Raw genomic sequence first — 17,872 nt, 5'->3', positions numbered from 1 at the left:
GATGGCCACCGCAGAAGCCGCCGCCCCCCTGACCCGCCGGCGGCTTTTTGCCTTCCTGATCATGGTCGTCGGCATGTTCATGGCGATCCTTGACATTCAGATCGTTTCAGCTTCGCTCAAGGATATTCAAGCGGGCCTGTCCGCCAGTTCCGACGAGATCAGCTGGGTTCAGACCAGTTACCTGATTGCCGAAGTGGTCATGATCCCGCTGTCGGGATTTCTTGCCCGGATGATGTCGACCCGGTTGCTGTTCACGCTTTCTGCCCTTGGTTTCACGGTTTCCTCGCTCCTGTGCGCAGCCTCCGGGTCCATCAATGAAATGATCCTGTGGCGTGGCCTGCAAGGGTTCCTGGGCGGCGGCATGATCCCCTCGGTCTTTGCCGCCGCTTTTACCATCATCCCACCCGACAAGCGCAATATCGTCTCACCCCTGATTGGCCTGATCGCCACCCTGGCCCCAACGGTCGGCCCGACGGTCGGGGGCTATCTCGGCCATGCCTTTTCATGGCACTGGCTGTTCCTGATCAATGTCGGCCCCGGGATCGCCGTAACCCTTGGGGCATGGACCCTGATCGATTTTGACAAGCCGGACTGGACCCTGTTGCCCCGCTTCGACTGGTGGGGGCTTATAGCCCTGGCCGCGTTTCTCGGTGGCCTTGAATATGTGCTGGAAGAAGGACCCTCCAATGACTGGCTGCAGGACGAGACCGTCGCGGTCCTGGCCGCCGTCATGATTGTGGGCGGCCTTATCACCTTCTGGCGGGCCCTCACCCGTGACGAGCCGGTGGTCGATCTGTCTTCCTTCCTGAACACCAACTTCGCCGTTGGCTCCCTGTTCAGTTTTGTTATGGGAATCGGCCTTTACGGTCTGACCTATCTTTACCCGCTCTATCTGGGGTCCGTCCGGGGATATGACAGCCTCATGATCGGCGAGACGGTCTTCGTCTCCGGTATTGCCATGTTCTGTTCCGCGCCTCTGGCCGGTTTCCTGTCGGCCCGCATGGATCTGCGCCTCATGCTGCTCATTGGCTTTCTCGGCTTCGCCACCTCAACATGGCTGCTGACAGGCATGACCGCAGAGTGGGACTTCAATCAATTGCTGCTGCCACAGATCCTGCGCGGTCTGTCCCTGATGATCTGCATGGTGCCAATCAACAATCTTGCACTCGGCACCCTGCCGCCATCCAAAATGAAGGGCGGCTCAGGCCTGTTCAATCTCACGCGCAACCTTGGGGGCGCCGTCGGGCTTGCGGGCATCAACACGATCCTGTCCGACCGCCAGGACCTTCACAGCTTGCGCCTGTCGGAGGCCGTGTCCTGGAGCAATCCGGAAGCCATGCGGCAGCTCAACATGATGGCGGCGAATTTGCAGGCCCGTGGGATCGATGGCCAGACGGGTGCACTCAAGCAGATGGCAGACCGGGTTGCGGCCCAGGCGCTGGTTCTGTCCTATATTGACGTTTTCCTGCTGATTTCCCTGCTGTTTGCGACTTTGGCCGCCGCGGCGCTGCTGATGCGGAAACCGCCTGCGGCGGCCTCTGCCCCGTCCCATTGATTTGGGGAATAGCTGTTGCCTCGCGCCGGTCAGATTGCGCAAGGAGGAAGCCCATCCCCCCGGCCAGGCAGCTGTTGCAGGCACGCGCGCAATTTGCCGGTGACGAATTCCATAGCCAGCACGATTACAAAGATCACCAGAATGATGGTCCATTCCAAAAATACGGACCTGAAGGGCCGCTTCATCGAAGCTCAACCGGGCTGCTGGCCCCTGACAAGCGTTGAGCTGGTCTCTTCAAATGCCTGTTTCCCGGCGCTCCACAGGCCGCCTCCGGCAGCGCCGTCACCGCGCCGGCAAGCCGGCCAGAAACGCCTGGATGTGCCGGATCATGAAATCCAGAAACAGACGCACTTTGGGGTCCTGCCGCTTGCGGTGGGTAAACAGGCAGGCCATCTGTACCGGCACCGGCGGCTCGTTTTCCAGCACAGGCACAAGCCGCCCGGCCGCCAGGTGATCGGCAACTTCAAAAACCGGTTTCAGGACAATGCCATGGCCCTCCAGCGCCCAGCCGGTCAGAACATCCCCGTGGTCGGATTCAAACGGGCCGCGGACACTCACCCGTTTGACACCCTCGCGGGTTTGCAGGGGCCATTGGAATTCGGGCGCCCCGGGATAGCGCATGTTGAGGCAGTCATGGGCACCGGAGCCCAGATCCTGGCTGCCGCGTGGCGCGCCCTTGCGTTCCAGATAGTCCGGGGCGGCGCATAACACCCGCGCACAGTCCGCAATGGTGCGGATCTTCAAGGTGGAATCTTCCGGAAGGCCCAAAAAGAAGGCCGCATCCAGCCCTTCTCCGGTCAGATCCACCTTGCGGTCCGACAGGCGCAGCCGGATATCGATCAGCGGATTGGCCTGTTTGAACTGCGGGATGGCCGGGGCGATCAGCCTTTGGCCCAGGCCGATGGGCGCGGCAATGAACAACGTGCCCCTAGGTGAGCGGGTCGCGGTGCTGATCTCCGCCTCCGCCTCTTCCACCGCATCGATGATCTTGGTCGCCCCCCGGTAAAACAAGGTGCCATGCTCGGTCGGGCTCAGCGCCCGGGTGGTGCGCTGAAACAGGCGGACATTCAAATGCTCTTCAAGCTGGGAAACCCTCGCGGAGGCAACAGCAGAAGAAATGCGCAGATCACGTGCCGCAGCGGACATGTTGCCCAATTCATAGACCCGCAAAAACGTCCGAATATTCTCCAGATAGGCCACAGCCCGATTATTCCGTTTTTTTTGAAACTGCTCGGAATTATGTCGAGATACCAGAGAATTTCAAGTTAGACTAGGCTTGGCCGGACGATAGGACTGGAGAGACATTCATGCTGGACATCGCCATCATCTGGGACTGGCTGGAATTTGCCGTCAGATGGCTGCACGTGGTTACGGCGATTGCCTGGATCGGGTCGTCTTTCTATTTCATCGCCCTGGATCTCGGCCTGCGCAAATCCCCCCATTTGCCAGCCGGTGCCTTTGGCGAGGAATGGCAGGTCCATGGCGGTGGGTTCTACCACATCCAGAAATACCTGGTGGCACCGGAAAACCTGCCCGAGCATCTGGTCTGGTTCAAATGGGAAGCCTATTCCACCTGGCTGTCCGGCGCCGCCCTCTTGATGATCGTCTACTGGGTCGGCGGGGAACTGTTCCTGATCGATCCGGAAAAGACGGATATGGCCCTGTGGCAGGGCATCCTGATCTCCGCCGGGTCCCTCACAATCGGCTGGCTTGTCTATGACCGGCTGTGCAAATCAAAGCTCGGCGACAGCCCCACCCTGCTCATGATCCTGCTGTTCCTGCTGCTGGTGGCCATGGGCTGGGGCTACACCCATGTCTTTACCGGCCGGGCGATGATGCTGCATCTGGGTGCTTTCACCGCCACCATCATGACGGCGAATGTGTTTCTCATCATCATTCCCAACCAGAAGATCGTTGTGGCCGATCTGAAGGCCGGGCGGACGCCGGACGCAAAATACGGCAAGATCGCCAAGCTGCGCTCCCTGCACAACAATTACCTGACCTTGCCGGTCGTTTTCCTGATGCTCAGCAATCACTACCCGCTTGCCTTTGCCTCCGAATACAATTGGGTGATTGCCGGGCTGGTCTTCCTGATGGGCGTAACAATCCGGCATTATTTCAACACCAAACATGCGGGCAAGGGCGCGCCCATGTGGACCTGGCTGATCACCGCCATCCTGTTTGTGATCATCATTCAGCTGAGCATGGCGCCCATGTGGAAGGACAGCAGTCTGGAGACCTCCGAAGCCCGGCCGCTAACCCCGGCCGAACAGGTCTTTGCTGACGCGAAGGGATTTGAGGATGTCATGGCCATCGTGCCGGGGCGCTGTTCCATGTGCCATGCGCGCGAGCCCTTTTATGACGGCATTCACTGGGCGCCCAAGGGCATCGTCCTGGAGACCAGGTCCGATGTGATCCGCGCGGCCCAGAAGATCTATCTGCAGGCGGGCCTGACCAATGCCATGCCACCGGCCAATGTCTCCTTCATGGAAGCGGACGAGCGGCGCACCATCGTCAACTGGTACCGGGATGCCCGCTCCAAGTCCCCGTTTGGCATCGCTGCGAAATAAAACCGCCGCAAAGTCTCTTTCTGCCTTCCTCTTGAAAAGTCGCCGAGTCCGGCCGCCCTCTTGCTACTGGTGGCACCGGGCGGCTATCGTAGCGGTACGGACTGGGCAGAGAGTGCTCTGGCCGTTCCCTCCTGCAAAGCCGATACGCCATGTTCACTGTCCTTGCCAACCGCACCTACTGCCACCTGTTTGCCGCGCAGATCCTGGCGCTGTTCGGCACCGGCCTGATGACCGTGGCTCTCGCCCTTTTGGCTTATGACCTTGCCGGGCCCAATGCGGGTGCGGTGCTTGGCACCGCGCTCGCCATCAAGATGATCGTCTATGTGACCCTGTCGCCGGTGGCGGCAGGGCTTACGGCACGCCTGCCCCGCCGGGCCGTTCTGGTTACGCTGGACCTGATCCGGGCAGGCACCGCGCTTGCCCTGCCCTTTGTGACGGAAGTCTGGCAGATCTTTGTGCTGATCGCCGTCCTGCAATCCGCCTCCGCCGCCTTCACCCCGACCTTTCAGGCCACCATTCCCGATGTGCTGACAGAGGAGGACGATTACACCAATGCGCTGTCGCTCGCCCGCCTGGCCTATGACATGGAAAACCTGCTCAGCCCCGTGGTGGCCGCAACGCTGATCGGGCTGGTTGGTTATCACTGGCTGTTCAGCGGCACCGTCGCCGGTTTTCTGCTGTCTGCCCTTCTGGTTGTCACCGTAACCCTGCCGGTGGCCAATGCCGTCAAGGGCCTGTCCGCTTTCAAACGGATTTCCCAGGGCTTGCGGATCTATCTCCAGACCCCGCGCCTGAAAGGCCTTTTGGCCCTCAACCTGACCATCGCCGGAGCCGGGGCCATCGTTATCGTGAACTCGGTCGTCATTGTCAAAACCCTGCTGAACGGCACGAACAGCGATCTGGCGCTCGCCATGGCCGCCTATGGCGGCGGCTCCATGGCAATGGCTCTTGCCCTGCCCCGCGTGCTGACCATGGTCAACGACCGGACCCTCATGTTCTGGGGCGCCATCGCGCTGCCGCTTCTGGTGTCAGGTTTTGCCGCAATGATGGTTTTTGCGCCTCCGGCAGACCTGTGGCCCTGGCTGTTGGTGACCTGGCTGCTGATGGGGCTCGGCAATTCGGCTGTGCTGGTGCCCTCCGGACGGCTGCTGCGCAAATCCGCCCATCCGGAAGACCGGCCCATGGTCTTTGCCGCGCAGTTCGCTCTCTCCCATGGCTGCTGGCTGATCACCTACCCGCTGGCCGGGTGGCTGGGCAGCAGCGCCGGTCTGCCGGTGACCCTGATCACCCTTGCTGGCGTTGCCGCCATCGGCACGCTTTTAGCCTCCCGACTGTGGCCCTCGGACGACCGGGACGTGATTGCCCATGAGCATCCCGAGCTGCCGCCCGATCATCCCCATCTGAAGCACGCCCATGGCAAACATCACGCCCATATTTATGTGATCGACACCTTGCACGCGACCTGGCCCGCCCAGCGGTTCTAGAGCATCGTGCGATAAGCCGCCGCGCCTGCTTTTTCCCGAAACACGCCACGGCCCATCTGATCGCGCAAAGCTGCCGCAAGATCGGGCAGCCCCCATCCTTCGCGGAGCATCCGGCAAATACTTAGAGCACCGCAAAAGACAAACCGGTTTGAAACCGAAGGAACCCGGCCCGCTCAGGTCATCACATCCGGCGCCGTGCGCCCGGTATGGGCCTGTAAACGGCTGATCGCGGAGACCGCCCCGGCAATCTCCTGAAGAGCTGCCTGGGTTTCAATGCCCAGGTCACCGGTCTCCGGCTCATAACGCTCCAGATAGACCCGGATGGTGGCGCCTTCCGTCCCCGTGCCCGACAGGCGCAAGACACCGCGCCCGCCGCCCTCGAACCAGATCCGGATGCCCTGATTGCGGCTGACGGAACCGTCGACCGGATCTTCATAAGAGAACTGGTCAGCCGCCGTGACCGTGCAGCCCCCGGCGTCCGTTCCTTCCAGTCCCGGCAGTTTCTCCACCAGCTCCGCAAAGAGGGTCTTGGCCGCTTGCGCATCCACCGCTTCATAGTCGTGACGCGAATAATAGTTCCGGCCATAGGTTGCCCAATGGCGGGTCAGGATGTCCTGGACGGAACCACCCCGTACTGCCAGAATGTTCAGCCACAACAGCACAGCCCACAGGCCGTCCTTTTCGCGCACGTGGTCAGAGCCCGTGCCTGCGCTTTCCTCACCGCACAGGGTCACCTTGCCCGCGTCCAGCAGATTGCCGAAGAATTTCCAGCCTGTCGGGGTCTCATAACAGCCGATGCCGAGCTTTTCAGCGACCCGGTCACAGGCCGAGCTGGTGGGCATGGACCGGGCGACACCGGCCAGCCCTTTGGCATAGCCCGGCGCCAGATGGGCGTTGGCGGCCAGCACTGCAAGACTGTCTGAGGGCGTGACATAAATGCCCTTTCCCAGGATCATGTTCCGGTCGCCATCGCCATCGGATGCGGCCGCAAAATCCGGCCCGTCCGCAGACATGACCAGATCCACCAGCGGCTTGGCCCAGATCGGGTTCGGATCTGGATGGCCTTTGCCGAAATCAACAGAAGGCACAGCATTGAGAACCGAGCCGGGCGCCGCCCCCAGCTCGTCTTCCAGGATCGCCTTGGCATAGGGGCCGGTTACTGCATGCATGGCATCAAAACGCAAAGAGAACCCACTCTCGAACAGGGCCCGGATCTTCGCAAAATCAAACAGGGAACGCATCAGCTCCGCATAGCTGGCCACGGGATCCACGATCTCCACCACCATGGCCCCAAGCTGCTGTTCCCCCGGCACCGTCAGATCAAGGTCTTCACTGTCCAGCGTGTGGTATTCGCTGATCTTTGTGGTTTCCTCATAAATGGCGGCGGTCACCGTTTCCGGAGCCGGGCCGCCATTGGAAATGTTGTACTTCAGACCGAAATCCGCATCGATCCCGCCCGGATTGTGGCTCGCCGAGAGGATCAGCCCGCCATCCGCCTTGCTCTTGCGGATCAGGTTGGAGGCTGCCGGGGTCGACAAAAGCCCGTTGGCCCCGACGATCAGGCGCTTGGCCCCATTGGCCGCCGCCATGCGCAGGATCGTCTGAATGGCTTCGGCATTAAAGAACCGGCCGTCGCCACCAACAACCAGCGTCTTGCCGGCGGCTCCACCCGTGCCGTTGAAGACCGACTGGACAAATGCTTCCACATAGCCGGGGGCCATGAAGACCCGGGTCTTCTTGCGCAGCCCGGACGTTCCAGGCTTTTGCCCTTCGAACGGCGTACAGCTATAGGTAACCTTGGACATGATGGTCAGTGCTCCTTACGCAAACGGTCGTGGACGGGGAAAGAGGGCTGCCGCTTTCCGCCGTCCGCTTTTGAAACTGGTATGGGGGATGAAGTGTCCTGGCAAATTATGTGCGTGCCTCTTGAACGAGCCGCTTGAAACCTGTTCGGGACCGGCAGATCAAACATGAAGATGCGATCCCTTCCCGGGCGCGTACCGTAGCGGCCTCCACACCTTAAAACAAGACAAGCGGATGCCTGCCGATTCGGCAAATTAGTCCTTGGAGATGTTGGTTTTATGATCCGCTTCGGACAGAAGCGGCATGAACAGGGAAAACAGCTCCGCCTGGGACGAGATGGTGCATTTGCGGTAGAGTTGCTTGCGGATCACCTTGACCGTCTGAAAGCTGATGCCGAGCCGGAGCCCGATCGACACGGACGAATGTCCGCGCAGGATCAACAGCGCCACCTCTGCCTGGCGCGGGCTGAGCCGGACTCCAAGCTTCTGTTCCCCGGCCGCGATCAGCCGCCGGGTCAGATCCGCCTCCGAATAGACCCCGCCTGTTTCCAGTGCGCACCAGTGCTGCCCGGCAAGACTGCACACGATGGGGGCCAGACGACTGGCCAGATGCAGGTCCCGGCTGGAATAGCGCCGCGCAGAAGACGCATCTCGTCCAAGGCAGATATGCACCGAAACGCCTTTTGACGGATAGGCGATATAGCCGATCTCATCGATCAGCGTGGTCCGCTGATAATAGGATGCGTAATATTCGTTTCGCTGGAACTGGTCCGGCGCAATGTCTTTCAACCGGTAGAGCCCGGCGGGCGCTTCCTCCACATGCAGGGTGTGGAACGGATCCAGCAGGTAGATCCCGGCGACATAGTCACTGTCGAGTTTTTCATGCACCCGCTTTTCAACCGCCTGGGCAAACAGGACTTCCGGCTGCCGGTCCTGGAAATAAGCCAGCATGGTGGTGTTGTCGATCTGGAAGCAGCGGTTGAGCCATTGATACAGCACCCCTTCAAAGCGCTCACTGCCAAGCGCTGCGATCGCCTCGCCCAAATGGCCTTCCGCTGAATTTGGCAGATGCACCGCCGCCCCCTTTAAGATACCTCCTTGGGGGTATATACCCCTAAATTTGTTCTTTTTACGCTCAAAAACATAAAAAGAGGGGTATCATGCAAGACGCGCAGATGACCAGCCCGGAAATTGCCGTTTCCGTTAATCAAGTTGTCAAACGCTATGGCAGCTTCACTGCGCTGCATGGGGTTTCGCTCGACATCAGAGAACGGGAATTCTTCACCCTGCTGGGGCCGTCCGGCTGCGGTAAGACCACGCTTTTGCGCACCATTGCCGGGTTTGAGGACGTCAGCAGCGGCCATATCCGCCTGAAGGGGACCGATCTGACCGCGCTGCCGCCCCACAAGCGGCCGGTCAACACCGTGTTCCAGCAATATGCCCTTTTCCCCCATATGAGCGTTACCGAAAACGTCCTGTTCGGTCTTTTGCGCAAGGGCTGGAGCCGGGTGGACGCCGAGCGCCGCGCGCAGGATGTGCTGGAGCTGGTGCAGCTTTCCGAGTTCGCCAAACGCAAACCTGCGCAATTGTCCGGTGGCCAGCAGCAGCGGGTTGCGCTCGCCCGTGCCCTTGCCCCCCGGCCCGAAGTTCTGCTGCTGGATGAGCCACTCTCCGCCCTGGACCTGAAACTGCGCCAGGCCGTTCGCACCGAGCTGAAGACACTGCAACGGGAAACCGGCATCGCCTTCATCTTTGTGACCCATGACCAGGAAGAAGCGCTGACGATGTCAGACCGCATTTCGGTCATGTCCAACGGGCGGGTTCAGCAGATCGGCTCGCCCAGAGAGATTTATGAAACGCCTGTGAACCGCTTCGTGGCCGATTTCATCGGCGAGACCAACCTGCTTGACGTGAACGTCATCGCCATTGACGGGGATCTGGCCTCCGTGGTCCTGCCCGGCGGCACCCCGTTCCGGTGTCCTGCCGCCGCCGTTGTCGATCCGGGCCTGGGTCATTTGTCCGTCCGGCCGGAGCGCATTCAGGTTACTGGTGCAGGCGCCGGAGAACTGAGCGCAACAGTGACGGGCCACACCTATCTGGGCACGGATATTCAGCTGCATGTCCGCCTTGCCGATGACGAAACCCTGACGGTTCGCCTGCAAAATGCGGAAACCACCCAAGTGCCTGAAAAAGGCACGGAAGTTGGCCTGAAACTGGAAGCAGGTGCCGCGCGCCTGCTGGCAGACTGATGGCTGCCGGTGCGCCCATGGGCGCCGGCACCTCATCGGAAATCTACAAGGGCAATGCGGGCCGGCTGATGCTGCCCACCTGGGTCTTTATCGGCATTTTCCTGCTGGCACCGGTTGCCATGATGGCGGTCTACTCGGTCCTGACCAAAGAGTTTCGGGGCGGGGTTATCTGGGATTTTTCCCTTGCGGCCTATGACCAGTTCTTTTTCGACCGGGGCCTGTTTGGAGACGAGCCGCCGCGGCTTGAATGGACCTATATCGGCATTTTCTGGCGCTCGATCTGGCAGGCCGGTCTGGCGACTTTTGTCTGCCTGCTGATCGGCTTTCCGACCGCCTGGTTCATCGCCACACGGGAGGCCAGAACACGCTCCATCTGGCTGTTTCTGATCACCATTCCTTATTGGGTCAATCTTCTGATCCGCACGGTGTCCATGAAATTCCTGATCCGCGACACCGGGCCGCTCAACGAATTCCTTCTGGCCAGTGGCGTCATTTCCGAGCCGCTTGGCCTGATCAACACCAACTTCGCCGTTCAGCTGGGCCTGTTCTATTCCTACCTGCCCTTCATGGTTCTGCCCATCTATGCGGCTGTCGAACGGTATGACTTTTCCCTTTCCGAGGCCGCTGCCGATCTTTATGCAGGCACCTGGACGATCCTGCGTCTGGTGATCCTGCCGGTGGTGAAGCCGGGCATTGTCGCAGGCTGTATTCTGGTGTTCGTTCCCTCCCTCGGCGCCTTTCTCGCCCCCGACCTGCTGGGCGGAGCCAAGACCTTCATGATCGGCTCCCTGATTGAGGAACAGTTCAAGGGCAATGCGGGCAACTGGCCCTTTGGCGCTGCCGCCTCGATGATCCTTCTGACGCTGGTTCTGTGTATCCTGCTGATCTATGCTCGCAATCAGACCCGGGCGGAGGCACGGTCATGACCGCCAAGACAGACATCCGCCGTTTTCCCGGTTTTCTTGCCATCACGCTCACCTGCCTCATCGTACTCTACGCGCCGCTCATCGTCGTGGCCGTCTATTCTTTCAACGCCTCCACCTCGATCACCAATTGGGGCGGCGTGTCGCTGAAATGGTATCTGGATGTCTTTACCGGTCCGGAGGCCCCGAAGTTTCAGCAGGCGGCCGTCAACTCTCTGACCATCGCCGTCTGTGCGGCCGTCACCGCGACCGCCATTGCAACGGCCGCCGCCGTGGCCATGACCCGGGCCGGGCGCTTTCGCGGCAAGACCTTCAGCTTTGCCCTGATCAACCTGCCTTTGATGGTGCCCGAAGTGGTAACCGCAGTTGCCAGCCTGGTGTTCTTTTCCGCCATCGGCTTCACCACCGGCCTCCTCACCATCCTGATCGCCCATATCGTCTTCTGCATTCCCTTTGCCTATCTGCCGATTTCGGCAAGAATGCAAAGCGTTTCCGACATGTATGAACAGGCGGCGATGGATCTTTACGCCACCCCGCGCGAAGCCTTTACGCTGGTGCTGCTGCCCCTGATGATGCCCGGCATTCTTTCCGGCTTTCTTCTGGCCTTCATCATCTCCCTGGATGACTTCCTGATCACCAATTTCGTGAAAGGCGCAGGGATCGAAACCCTGCCGACCGCCATTTTCGGCTCGGTCAAACAGGGTATCAAACCGAATATCATGGCCATTTCCACCCTCATGCTGGGGGTGTCGATCGTCTTTGTTTCCCTGTCCTGGCTGATTGGCCGGGCAGGCCAAACCCGAAAATAACAATAAAAGAGCACACCCAGACAGAGTGGAGTTTGAAATGAAGAAATTGCTTCTCACAACCGCACTGGCCCTCGCCAGCCTCACCGGCGCGGCCCAGGCCGAAGGAAAATTGTCGATCTATCACTGGTTCGAATACATCCCCCAGGAGCTGCTCGACAAATTTGCCAAGGAATACGACGTCGAAGTCACCATGGACACGTTCGACAGCAACGAGGCGCTGCTGGCCTCTCTTAAAGCCGGCAAGCTCGGCAGCTATGACGTGGCCGTGCCCGGCGACTACATGGTGGAGATCATGAAGGGGGAAGGCATGCTCGATACATTCGAGCCCTCGGAACTCTCCAATTTCGGCAATATTGAAGACAAGTGGCTGGATGTGTCTTTTGATCCGGGCCGCAAGAGCTCCATTCCCTATCAGTGGGGCTCCACCTCCTTTTCCGTCAACAAGGATGTCTATGGCGGCAAGCTGGACAGTCTCGCCCTGATCTTTGATCCGCCCGCCGAGCTGAAGGGCAAGATCAACGTGCTCGACACGGCCGGAGAAACCCTGACACTGGCCTCGCTCTATCTCGGCATTCCCCAGTGCACCAGTGACCGCGCCCAGCTGAAGGAGCTGAACGCCCTGGTGCAGAAAGCCAAGGCCGATTGGGCCTCCTTCGGCTCCGACGTTGCCAAGGACGTGCTTGTGTCCGGGGACGCCGCTGCGGGCATGATCTGGTCCGGCTTTTCCGCCAAGGCCCGTGGAGAAGGCGCCAATATCGAATATGTCTTCCCGAAAGAAGGCATGATCGTCTGGATGGACAATGTGGTGCTTCTGAAGGACGCTCCGAACCGGGAAAACGCCCTGAAGTTCATGAACTTCCTGCTGGAGCCGGAAAACGCGGCAGCTGTTACCAACTATGCCCAGTATACCGCCGGGGTGAAGGGCGTTGAAGAGTTCCTGACGCCGGAAGTTGCCAATTCGCCGGAATCCAACCCGCCTGCAGACCAGAAGGGTGTCTTCGTTCAGGCCTGCCCGGAAGAGGTGCAGGTGCTTTATGACGCCATCTGGACCAATTTGAAAAAGTAAGCTGGGAACTGCGGCCATGAAACTGGCTCTCTACCAGGGTCCGCCGATCGGCGGTGATATCGAGGCGGGCTTTGCCCGTCTCGAAACCCAGCTGGCAGCAGCAGGACGGGCCGGGGCCCAGATGGCCGTTTTCCCGGAACTGTTCCTGCCCGGCTACAACCGGCCGGACCTGCACCAGGACCTGTCCCAGCCCCTGGGCGGCCCCTGGTGCGAACGGTTTTCATTCCTTGCGAAACAGACCGGCTGCGGCCTTACCCTTGGCTGGGCCGAGCGGGACGGCAGCACCGTTTACAACAGCGCAAGTGCCTATGACGGGGCAGGCAATCTGCTCGGCCACTACCGCAAGATCCAGCTTTTCGGGGACATGGAAAAGGCAAGCTTTTCCCCGGGCGACAGCTACAGCCTGTTCGACTTTGCGGGCCACAGAACCGCGCTCTTGATCTGCTATGACATCGAATTTCCCCAGCATTGCCGCGCACTGGCAGATCAAGGCGTCAGCCTGGTTCTCGTGCCGACCGCCAATCCCGCGCGCTTTGAGCATGTCTCGCAGACATTCGTTCCCGCCCGTGCGGCGGAAACCGGCGTGACCATCGTCTACGCCAATTTTTGCGGCTCGGAATACGGCCTCACTTTTGCCGGTCACTCCGTCATGGCCGGTCCGGACGCGCAGATGATGGCCGCTGCCGGGCGCGGCGAGGCCCTGCTGGTGGCCGATATTGGCCCGGTCCGGGAGATCGCTCCGGATCTTATGTCCATGCAACACAAAGACTTTCGGGAGGCAAAACTCACATGACCCTTCAGAGCCAGATCACCACCGATGCGGTGCTGACCGCCGACACCCACCTGATCCAGTCTTTTGCCGATCTGGACCTTTTGAAACAAAATGGCGCCCGCACGGTGATTGTCGGTGCCAAGGGCGCCATGGTGCGCGACAGTGAAGGCAATGAGCTGATTGACGGAATCGGCGGCCTGTGGTGCGTCAATGCCGGTCATGGCCGGGCGGAAATCATCAGCGCCATCACCGAGCAATTGCAGCAGCTCGATTTCTATTCGACCTTTTACAATTTCACTCATCCGGCCGCGGCCGCTCTTGCCCGGAAGATTGCAGAACTGGCCCCCGGCCACCTGAACACGGTCTATTTTGCCAATTCCGGCTCGGTGGCCAATGACAGCGCCGTGCGCATCCTGCACCATTACAACAACCGTCTGGGCCGGCCGAACAAGAAAAAGATCCTGAGCCGCTTTGGCGCCTATCACGGCTCCACCCACCTTGCCATGGCCATGACGACCCCGGTCTATTCAGACGGCTGGGACGCTGCGGACGGCCTTGTCCATCACCTCAAGAGCCCGCACCACTGGCGCGAGGGGGAAGGCCTGACGGAAAGCGAATTCTGCGATCTGCTGGTCGCCGATCTCAAAGATACGGTTGAGCGCCTTGGCGCGGACAATATCGCAGCCTTCATTGCCGAGCCCATCCAGGGCGCGGGCGGGGTCATCACGGCACCGAACGGCTATCACAAGCGCATGGCGGCAGTCTGCGCTGCCTATGACATCAAATATATTGCCGATGAGGTTGTCACCGCTTTCGGTCGGCTCGGGCATTTCTTTGCCTCTGAAGAGGTCTTCGGCCACACGCCCGATATCATCACCACCGCCAAGGGCCTCACCTCCGGCTATCAGCCCCTGTCAGCCACCATTGTGTCCGACGAGATTCACGAGGTGATATCCCGCCCAGGCGGCATGTTCCTGCATGGCATGACCTATTCCGGCCACCCGGCCGCCGCCGCCGCAGGCCTTGCCAATATCGCGCTTCTGGAACGCGAGCGCATTCCGGAAAAGGTGCGCACCAGCGGCAAACTGTTTGAAAGCACGTTGCACAAGCTGGCGGAGCACGGGATCGTCGGCGAAGTGCGTGGCAGCCATTTCATGATGGGTATCGAATTCGTCAAGGACAAGGCCACCAAGCTGGGCTTTCAGCCAGAAGACAAGATCGGCCTGAAACTGGCACGTGCGGCCCAGAAACGCGGCCTGATCGCCCGCCCCCTTGGAAATATCCTGATCCTGTCCCCCACCCTGATCATGACCGACGACCAGATCCGTCAGGTTGGCGCCATTTTGGAAGACAGTATCGAGGACGTCGCCAAAAGCGTTTGAGACGCAGCAAAGGCCGGCCCATCAGAGGCTTGGCCCCTATGCCATGAACGGGAGATGAGCCCCATGACAGCGGAAAAAGTGGAGGCCCTTGTGGTTGGCGGTGGACAGGCCGGGATCGCCATGAGCGAACACCTGACCGGCCACGGCCTCAGCCATGTGGTTCTGGAACGGGGCCGCATTGCCGAACGCTGGCGGTCCGAGCGCTGGGATTCCCTTGTCGCCAACGGTCCGGCCTGGCATGACCGGTTCCCTGGTCTCATCTTTCATGAAGACGGACCCGAAGCTTTTGTGCCCAAGGAACGGGTGGCGGACTATTTCGTCCGTTATGCGGAGCATATCAAGGCCCCGGTGCGCTGCGGTGTCGAGGTGACCAGCGTGACGCAGCTAAGGGGCAAACCGGGCTTCCAGGTTGACACAAGCGCCGGGACTTTTGAGGCCCGTGCCGTCATCTCCGCAACCGGCGCCTTTCAGACACCGCTGATCCCGGACATTCTCCCCAGGGACAGCGGCCTGCACCAGATCCACTCGGCCCACTATAAAAACCCGGAAGAGCTGCCGGAGGGGGCCGTGCTGGTGGTGGGAGCCGGATCCTCCGGCAGCCAGATCGCCGAAGAGCTTTTGACCGCCGGGCGCAGGACCTATCTTTCGGTCGGGCCCCATGACCGCCCGCCCCGGCGCTATCGCGGCCGGGACTTTGTCTGGTGGCTCGGCGTCCTGAACAAATGGGACAAGGAAGCCTCCCCCGCAGATGAGCATGTCACCATCGCGGTGAGCGGCGCCAGGGGCGGCCGGACGGTGGATTTCCGCCGCTTTGCAGAAAGAGGCATGGTACTGCTCGGGCGCACGGAACGCTATGCGGATGGCAGTCTGCATCTGGCAGACGATCTTGCCGCCAACATCTCCCGGGGCGACGCGGCTTACCTTGCGCTTCTGGACGAGGCCGACGCCTATGTTACCCGCACAGGTATCGACTTGCCGGAAGAACCTGAGGCCCGGCAGATCGGCCCGGCTCCCGATTGCATAACCCGCCCTTTGCGGCAGCTGAACCTGAGGGCGGCGGGCATTTCAACCGTCATCTGGGCCACAGGCTTTACCCGCAATGACAGCTGGCTAAACCTGGATGCCTTTGACGCTAAAGGGGCGCCTGTTCACCGGCGCGGCATATCCCCCGTGCCCGGCCTTTATTTCCTCGGCCTTCCCTGGCAGACCCGGCGTGGCTCGTCCTTCATCTGGGGCGTGTGGTATGACGCCCGATATCTGGCCGACCACATCGCCAAACAGGCCGCCTATCTGCGCTATCCCGGCCCGGCTTGACCATCAACATCTGGAGCGGCTCATGGCCCATAAAAGATTCCGCAAGTTCAACACCAAGGACACCTATCCCGACCAGAAGCTGGACAATGACCTTTGCCAGGTGGTCGCCGCCAGGGGCACAATGATCTTCGTGCGCGGCCAGATCGGCCAGGACCTAGAGACATCACACTCCGTTGCCATCGGCGATGCGGCGGGTCAGGCGGAGCAGGCCATGGCCAATATCAAGATGCTGGTGGAAGAGGCCGGCGGCAAGCTGGAGCATATCACCAAGGTCACGATCTATCTGGTCGATCCCCGGTTCCGGGAAGACGTCTACCGGGTGGTGGGCAAGTGGCTGAAAGGGGTGTTTCCGGTTTCCACCGGTCTTGTTGTCTCCGCCCTCGCCCGGCCCGAATGGCTGGTGGAAATCGATGCCATTGCCGTTGTTCCCGATGCTGACACCTAGCCCGTCCGCCACGGTCCAAAGGAGGCCACGATCATGACCTTTTCCATCGCCGCCCGCTGCCAAACCACCGGCAGCCTGGGCATGGCCATTTCGTCCTCCTCCCCGGCCGTTGCCGCCCGCTGCGCCTTTGCAAGGGCCGGCACTGGGGTTGTCGCCACCCAGAACATCACCGATCCGTCCCTTGGACCCAAGGGCCTTGACCTGATGGCGGGAGGGCTTGGTGCGCAAGCCGCCCTTGCCCGCCTTCTGGAAGGCTACGACACGGCGGACTGGCGCCAGCTTATCTTCCTGGATGCAAACGGACAGACGGCGGTCTTCTCAGGCCGGCATACCCTTGGCACCAACGCCACGGCCCTGGGGCCGGACTGCGCGGCAGCCGGAAACCTCCTCGCCAATCGCGATGTCCCTCAGGCCATGACCGACACCTTCAGCGCCTCAACCGGCGCTTTGGGCGACCGGCTGATCGCAGCCCTTGAGACGGGTCTTGCCACAGGCGGTGAAGCTGGCCCGGTCCATTCCGCCGGTCTTTATCTGGTGCGGGATGTCAGCTGGCCGGTCGCTGATCTCAGGGTCGATTGGGCCGAGCAAGACCCGATCGCAGACCTCAAAACACTCTGGAACCTCTACAAGCCCCAGCTGAACGACTATGTCACCCGTGCCCTGAACCCGGCCTCGGCACCGGACTACGGAGTTGCCGGAGAAGCGTGAGCCCCTGGTCCTCGCCCATAGTCTGGTCGAGGCTCTTCTTCATTTATGAGCGTCCGTTGAACCGGACCTGCCGCTTTTCGATTTGGTGCTTAAAGTGTCCGCTTGTTTAAATGGACACTTAAGGCTCCTGATGAGGAATCGAAAGAAACGGCGGATCTGGTCTGATGAGGAGAAGCGGGAGATTTGCGGGCAAGCGGTCCTTCCCGGTACGTCGGTTGCCCAGGTGGCGCGCCGATATTCGGCGAACGCCAATATCAACCGCAATTGGCTGGAGGATCCGCGTTTTGCCGCTGCGCCAGTTGACCAGGGTAATGTTAAGGACGGGTCTTTCGTTGAGTTGGAACTGTCCGGCGCAGATTGTCCTGCCAAGCCAGCTATCTCATGCCATGGTGTTATACCAATCACAATTGATGATGACCTATTTGACCGTGCTTTGAGGGTCTTCGGCCAGGAGTGCGTCGCCGGTCGATACGGGGTATCGGGCCAGACGTGCGACAACGTCCGAAGTCCCTCAAAGCACGGCCTCCGGTGACCCAATTCCGCAACCCCCCCCGCTTTTCAGCTGGGTATTATCGTTTTGTTTGGGTGCGGAGGCTTTTATGTTCGTGTTGTTCCATTGGGCCTTCGGGCTTAGCCCTTTTCGAGAACCGCGTATCGGGCCTTTTTGGCCCGCTTTGCAAGGTCCTCATCCGGAATGCCCACCCGAATACGACAACAGCCCCACCCCTTTCGGGATGAGGCTGTTGTCGCATTTGGTTGCGGGAGCAGGATTTGAACCTGCGACCTTCAGGTT

16 protein-coding genes are annotated in these 17,872 nt (G+C 60.6%); 13 read left to right on the top strand and 3 right to left on the bottom strand.

Annotation, left to right across the window (positions count from 1 at the left end; genetic code table 11):
• Window position 1 precedes the first annotated feature (1 nt).
• A complete protein-coding gene (locus ACXAIC_RS19885; protein WP_475184235.1) occupies window positions 2–1,555 on the top strand; it encodes a DHA2 family efflux MFS transporter permease subunit in 1,554 nt (517 codons plus the stop codon).
• 282 nt (window positions 1,556–1,837) lie between these two features.
• Here ACXAIC_RS19885 and ACXAIC_RS19880 read toward each other — a convergent pair whose 3' ends face one another.
• Window positions 1,838–2,755, bottom strand: a complete 918-nt coding sequence (locus ACXAIC_RS19880; RefSeq protein WP_475184233.1) for a LysR family transcriptional regulator — start codon at window positions 2,753–2,755, stop codon at window positions 1,838–1,840.
• 107 nt (window positions 2,756–2,862) lie between these two features.
• Between ACXAIC_RS19880 and ACXAIC_RS19875 the strand changes: the two genes are divergently transcribed.
• Window positions 2,863–4,125 carry a urate hydroxylase PuuD gene (locus ACXAIC_RS19875; RefSeq protein ID WP_475184231.1) on the top strand — a complete coding sequence of 421 codons (1,263 nt, stop codon included), beginning with the start codon at window positions 2,863–2,865 and terminating at the stop codon, window positions 4,123–4,125.
• Between the two features lie 149 nt (window positions 4,126–4,274).
• Entirely contained in the window at window positions 4,275–5,609 is a 1,335-nt protein-coding gene (locus tag ACXAIC_RS19870) for an MFS transporter (RefSeq protein WP_475184228.1), read from the top strand.
• Between the two features lie 173 nt (window positions 5,610–5,782).
• Here the strand turns inward: ACXAIC_RS19870 and ACXAIC_RS19865 are convergent, their stop codons facing one another.
• Window positions 5,783–7,414 carry an alpha-D-glucose phosphate-specific phosphoglucomutase gene (locus tag ACXAIC_RS19865; RefSeq protein WP_475184226.1) on the bottom strand — a complete coding sequence of 544 codons (1,632 nt, stop codon included), beginning with the start codon at window positions 7,412–7,414 and terminating at the stop codon, window positions 5,783–5,785.
• A 252-nt stretch (window positions 7,415–7,666) separates the two neighbouring features.
• Window positions 7,667–8,485, bottom strand: a complete 819-nt coding sequence (locus tag ACXAIC_RS19860; protein WP_475184224.1) for a helix-turn-helix transcriptional regulator — start codon at window positions 8,483–8,485, stop codon at window positions 7,667–7,669.
• An 86-nt stretch (window positions 8,486–8,571) separates the two neighbouring features.
• Between ACXAIC_RS19860 and ACXAIC_RS19855 the strand changes: the two genes are divergently transcribed.
• From ACXAIC_RS19855 to ACXAIC_RS19810, 10 genes are all read left to right on the top strand, one after another.
• On the top strand, window positions 8,572–9,660 hold the full coding sequence (locus ACXAIC_RS19855; RefSeq protein WP_475184222.1) for an ABC transporter ATP-binding protein: 1,089 nt from the start codon (window positions 8,572–8,574) through the stop codon (window positions 9,658–9,660).
• A complete protein-coding gene (locus ACXAIC_RS19850) occupies window positions 9,660–10,586 on the top strand; it encodes an ABC transporter permease (protein ID WP_475184221.1) in 927 nt (308 codons plus the stop codon). The genes ACXAIC_RS19855 and ACXAIC_RS19850 overlap by 1 nt, the downstream gene beginning before the upstream one ends.
• Window positions 10,583–11,392: an ABC transporter permease gene (locus ACXAIC_RS19845; RefSeq protein ID WP_475184219.1), complete on the top strand. Its 810-nt coding sequence runs from the start codon at window positions 10,583–10,585 to the stop codon at window positions 11,390–11,392. Before ACXAIC_RS19850 ends, ACXAIC_RS19845 begins: the two co-directional genes overlap by 4 nt.
• Before the next feature lie 37 nt (window positions 11,393–11,429).
• Window positions 11,430–12,458 carry an extracellular solute-binding protein gene (locus ACXAIC_RS19840; protein ID WP_475184217.1) on the top strand — a complete coding sequence of 343 codons (1,029 nt, stop codon included), beginning with the start codon at window positions 11,430–11,432 and terminating at the stop codon, window positions 12,456–12,458.
• 16 nt (window positions 12,459–12,474) lie between these two features.
• Entirely contained in the window at window positions 12,475–13,251 is a 777-nt protein-coding gene (locus ACXAIC_RS19835; RefSeq protein WP_475184215.1) for a carbon-nitrogen hydrolase family protein, read from the top strand.
• Window positions 13,248–14,612 carry an aminotransferase class III-fold pyridoxal phosphate-dependent enzyme gene (locus ACXAIC_RS19830; RefSeq protein ID WP_475184214.1) on the top strand — a complete coding sequence of 455 codons (1,365 nt, stop codon included), beginning with the start codon at window positions 13,248–13,250 and terminating at the stop codon, window positions 14,610–14,612. The genes ACXAIC_RS19835 and ACXAIC_RS19830 overlap by 4 nt, the downstream gene beginning before the upstream one ends.
• A 63-nt stretch (window positions 14,613–14,675) precedes the next feature.
• Window positions 14,676–15,926, top strand: coding sequence for a flavin-containing monooxygenase (locus ACXAIC_RS19825; protein WP_475184213.1), 1,251 nt, complete (start codon window positions 14,676–14,678; stop codon window positions 15,924–15,926).
• Between the two features lie 22 nt (window positions 15,927–15,948).
• Window positions 15,949–16,371: a RidA family protein gene (locus ACXAIC_RS19820; protein WP_475184210.1), complete on the top strand. Its 423-nt coding sequence runs from the start codon at window positions 15,949–15,951 to the stop codon at window positions 16,369–16,371.
• A 33-nt stretch (window positions 16,372–16,404) separates the two neighbouring features.
• The gene (locus tag ACXAIC_RS19815) at window positions 16,405–17,079 is read left to right on the top strand and encodes a DUF1028 domain-containing protein (protein ID WP_475184207.1); all 675 of its coding nucleotides are present in this window, start codon (window positions 16,405–16,407) and stop codon (window positions 17,077–17,079) included.
• A 130-nt stretch (window positions 17,080–17,209) separates the two neighbouring features.
• Window positions 17,210–17,611 (top strand): transposase, encoded by a 402-nt coding sequence (locus ACXAIC_RS19810; protein WP_475184204.1) that lies wholly within the window; start codon window positions 17,210–17,212, stop codon window positions 17,609–17,611.
• The last annotated feature ends 261 nt before the right edge of the window (window positions 17,612–17,872 follow it).

The sequence above is a fragment of the Roseibium sp. AWQ4_254 genome, assembly GCF_056161025.1.
The sequence above is the reverse complement of the archived record's forward strand: the minus strand, read 5'-3'. Positions and strand labels throughout refer to the sequence as shown.

Bases quoted from the DNA above. Each gene is read 5' to 3' on its own strand.
- ACXAIC_RS19885 (WP_475184235.1), top strand. From the start codon at position 2: ATGGCCACCGCAGAAGCCGCCGCCCCCCTGACCCGCCGGCGGCTTTTT.
- ACXAIC_RS19875 (WP_475184231.1), top strand. From the start codon at position 2,863: ATGCTGGACATCGCCATCATCTGGGACTGGCTGGAATTTGCCGTCAGA.
- ACXAIC_RS19870 (WP_475184228.1), top strand. From the start codon at position 4,275: ATGTTCACTGTCCTTGCCAACCGCACCTACTGCCACCTGTTTGCCGCG.
- ACXAIC_RS19865 (WP_475184226.1), bottom strand. From the start codon at position 7,414: ATGTCCAAGGTTACCTATAGCTGTACGCCGTTCGAAGGGCAAAAGCCT.
- ACXAIC_RS19855 (WP_475184222.1), top strand. From the start codon at position 8,572: ATGCAAGACGCGCAGATGACCAGCCCGGAAATTGCCGTTTCCGTTAAT.
- ACXAIC_RS19850 (WP_475184221.1), top strand. From the start codon at position 9,660: ATGGCTGCCGGTGCGCCCATGGGCGCCGGCACCTCATCGGAAATCTAC.
- ACXAIC_RS19845 (WP_475184219.1), top strand. From the start codon at position 10,583: ATGACCGCCAAGACAGACATCCGCCGTTTTCCCGGTTTTCTTGCCATC.
- ACXAIC_RS19840 (WP_475184217.1), top strand. From the start codon at position 11,430: ATGAAGAAATTGCTTCTCACAACCGCACTGGCCCTCGCCAGCCTCACC.
- ACXAIC_RS19835 (WP_475184215.1), top strand. From the start codon at position 12,475: ATGAAACTGGCTCTCTACCAGGGTCCGCCGATCGGCGGTGATATCGAG.
- ACXAIC_RS19830 (WP_475184214.1), top strand. From the start codon at position 13,248: ATGACCCTTCAGAGCCAGATCACCACCGATGCGGTGCTGACCGCCGAC.
- ACXAIC_RS19825 (WP_475184213.1), top strand. From the start codon at position 14,676: ATGACAGCGGAAAAAGTGGAGGCCCTTGTGGTTGGCGGTGGACAGGCC.
- ACXAIC_RS19820 (WP_475184210.1), top strand. From the start codon at position 15,949: ATGGCCCATAAAAGATTCCGCAAGTTCAACACCAAGGACACCTATCCC.
- ACXAIC_RS19815 (WP_475184207.1), top strand. From the start codon at position 16,405: ATGACCTTTTCCATCGCCGCCCGCTGCCAAACCACCGGCAGCCTGGGC.
- ACXAIC_RS19810 (WP_475184204.1), top strand. From the start codon at position 17,210: ATGAGGAATCGAAAGAAACGGCGGATCTGGTCTGATGAGGAGAAGCGG.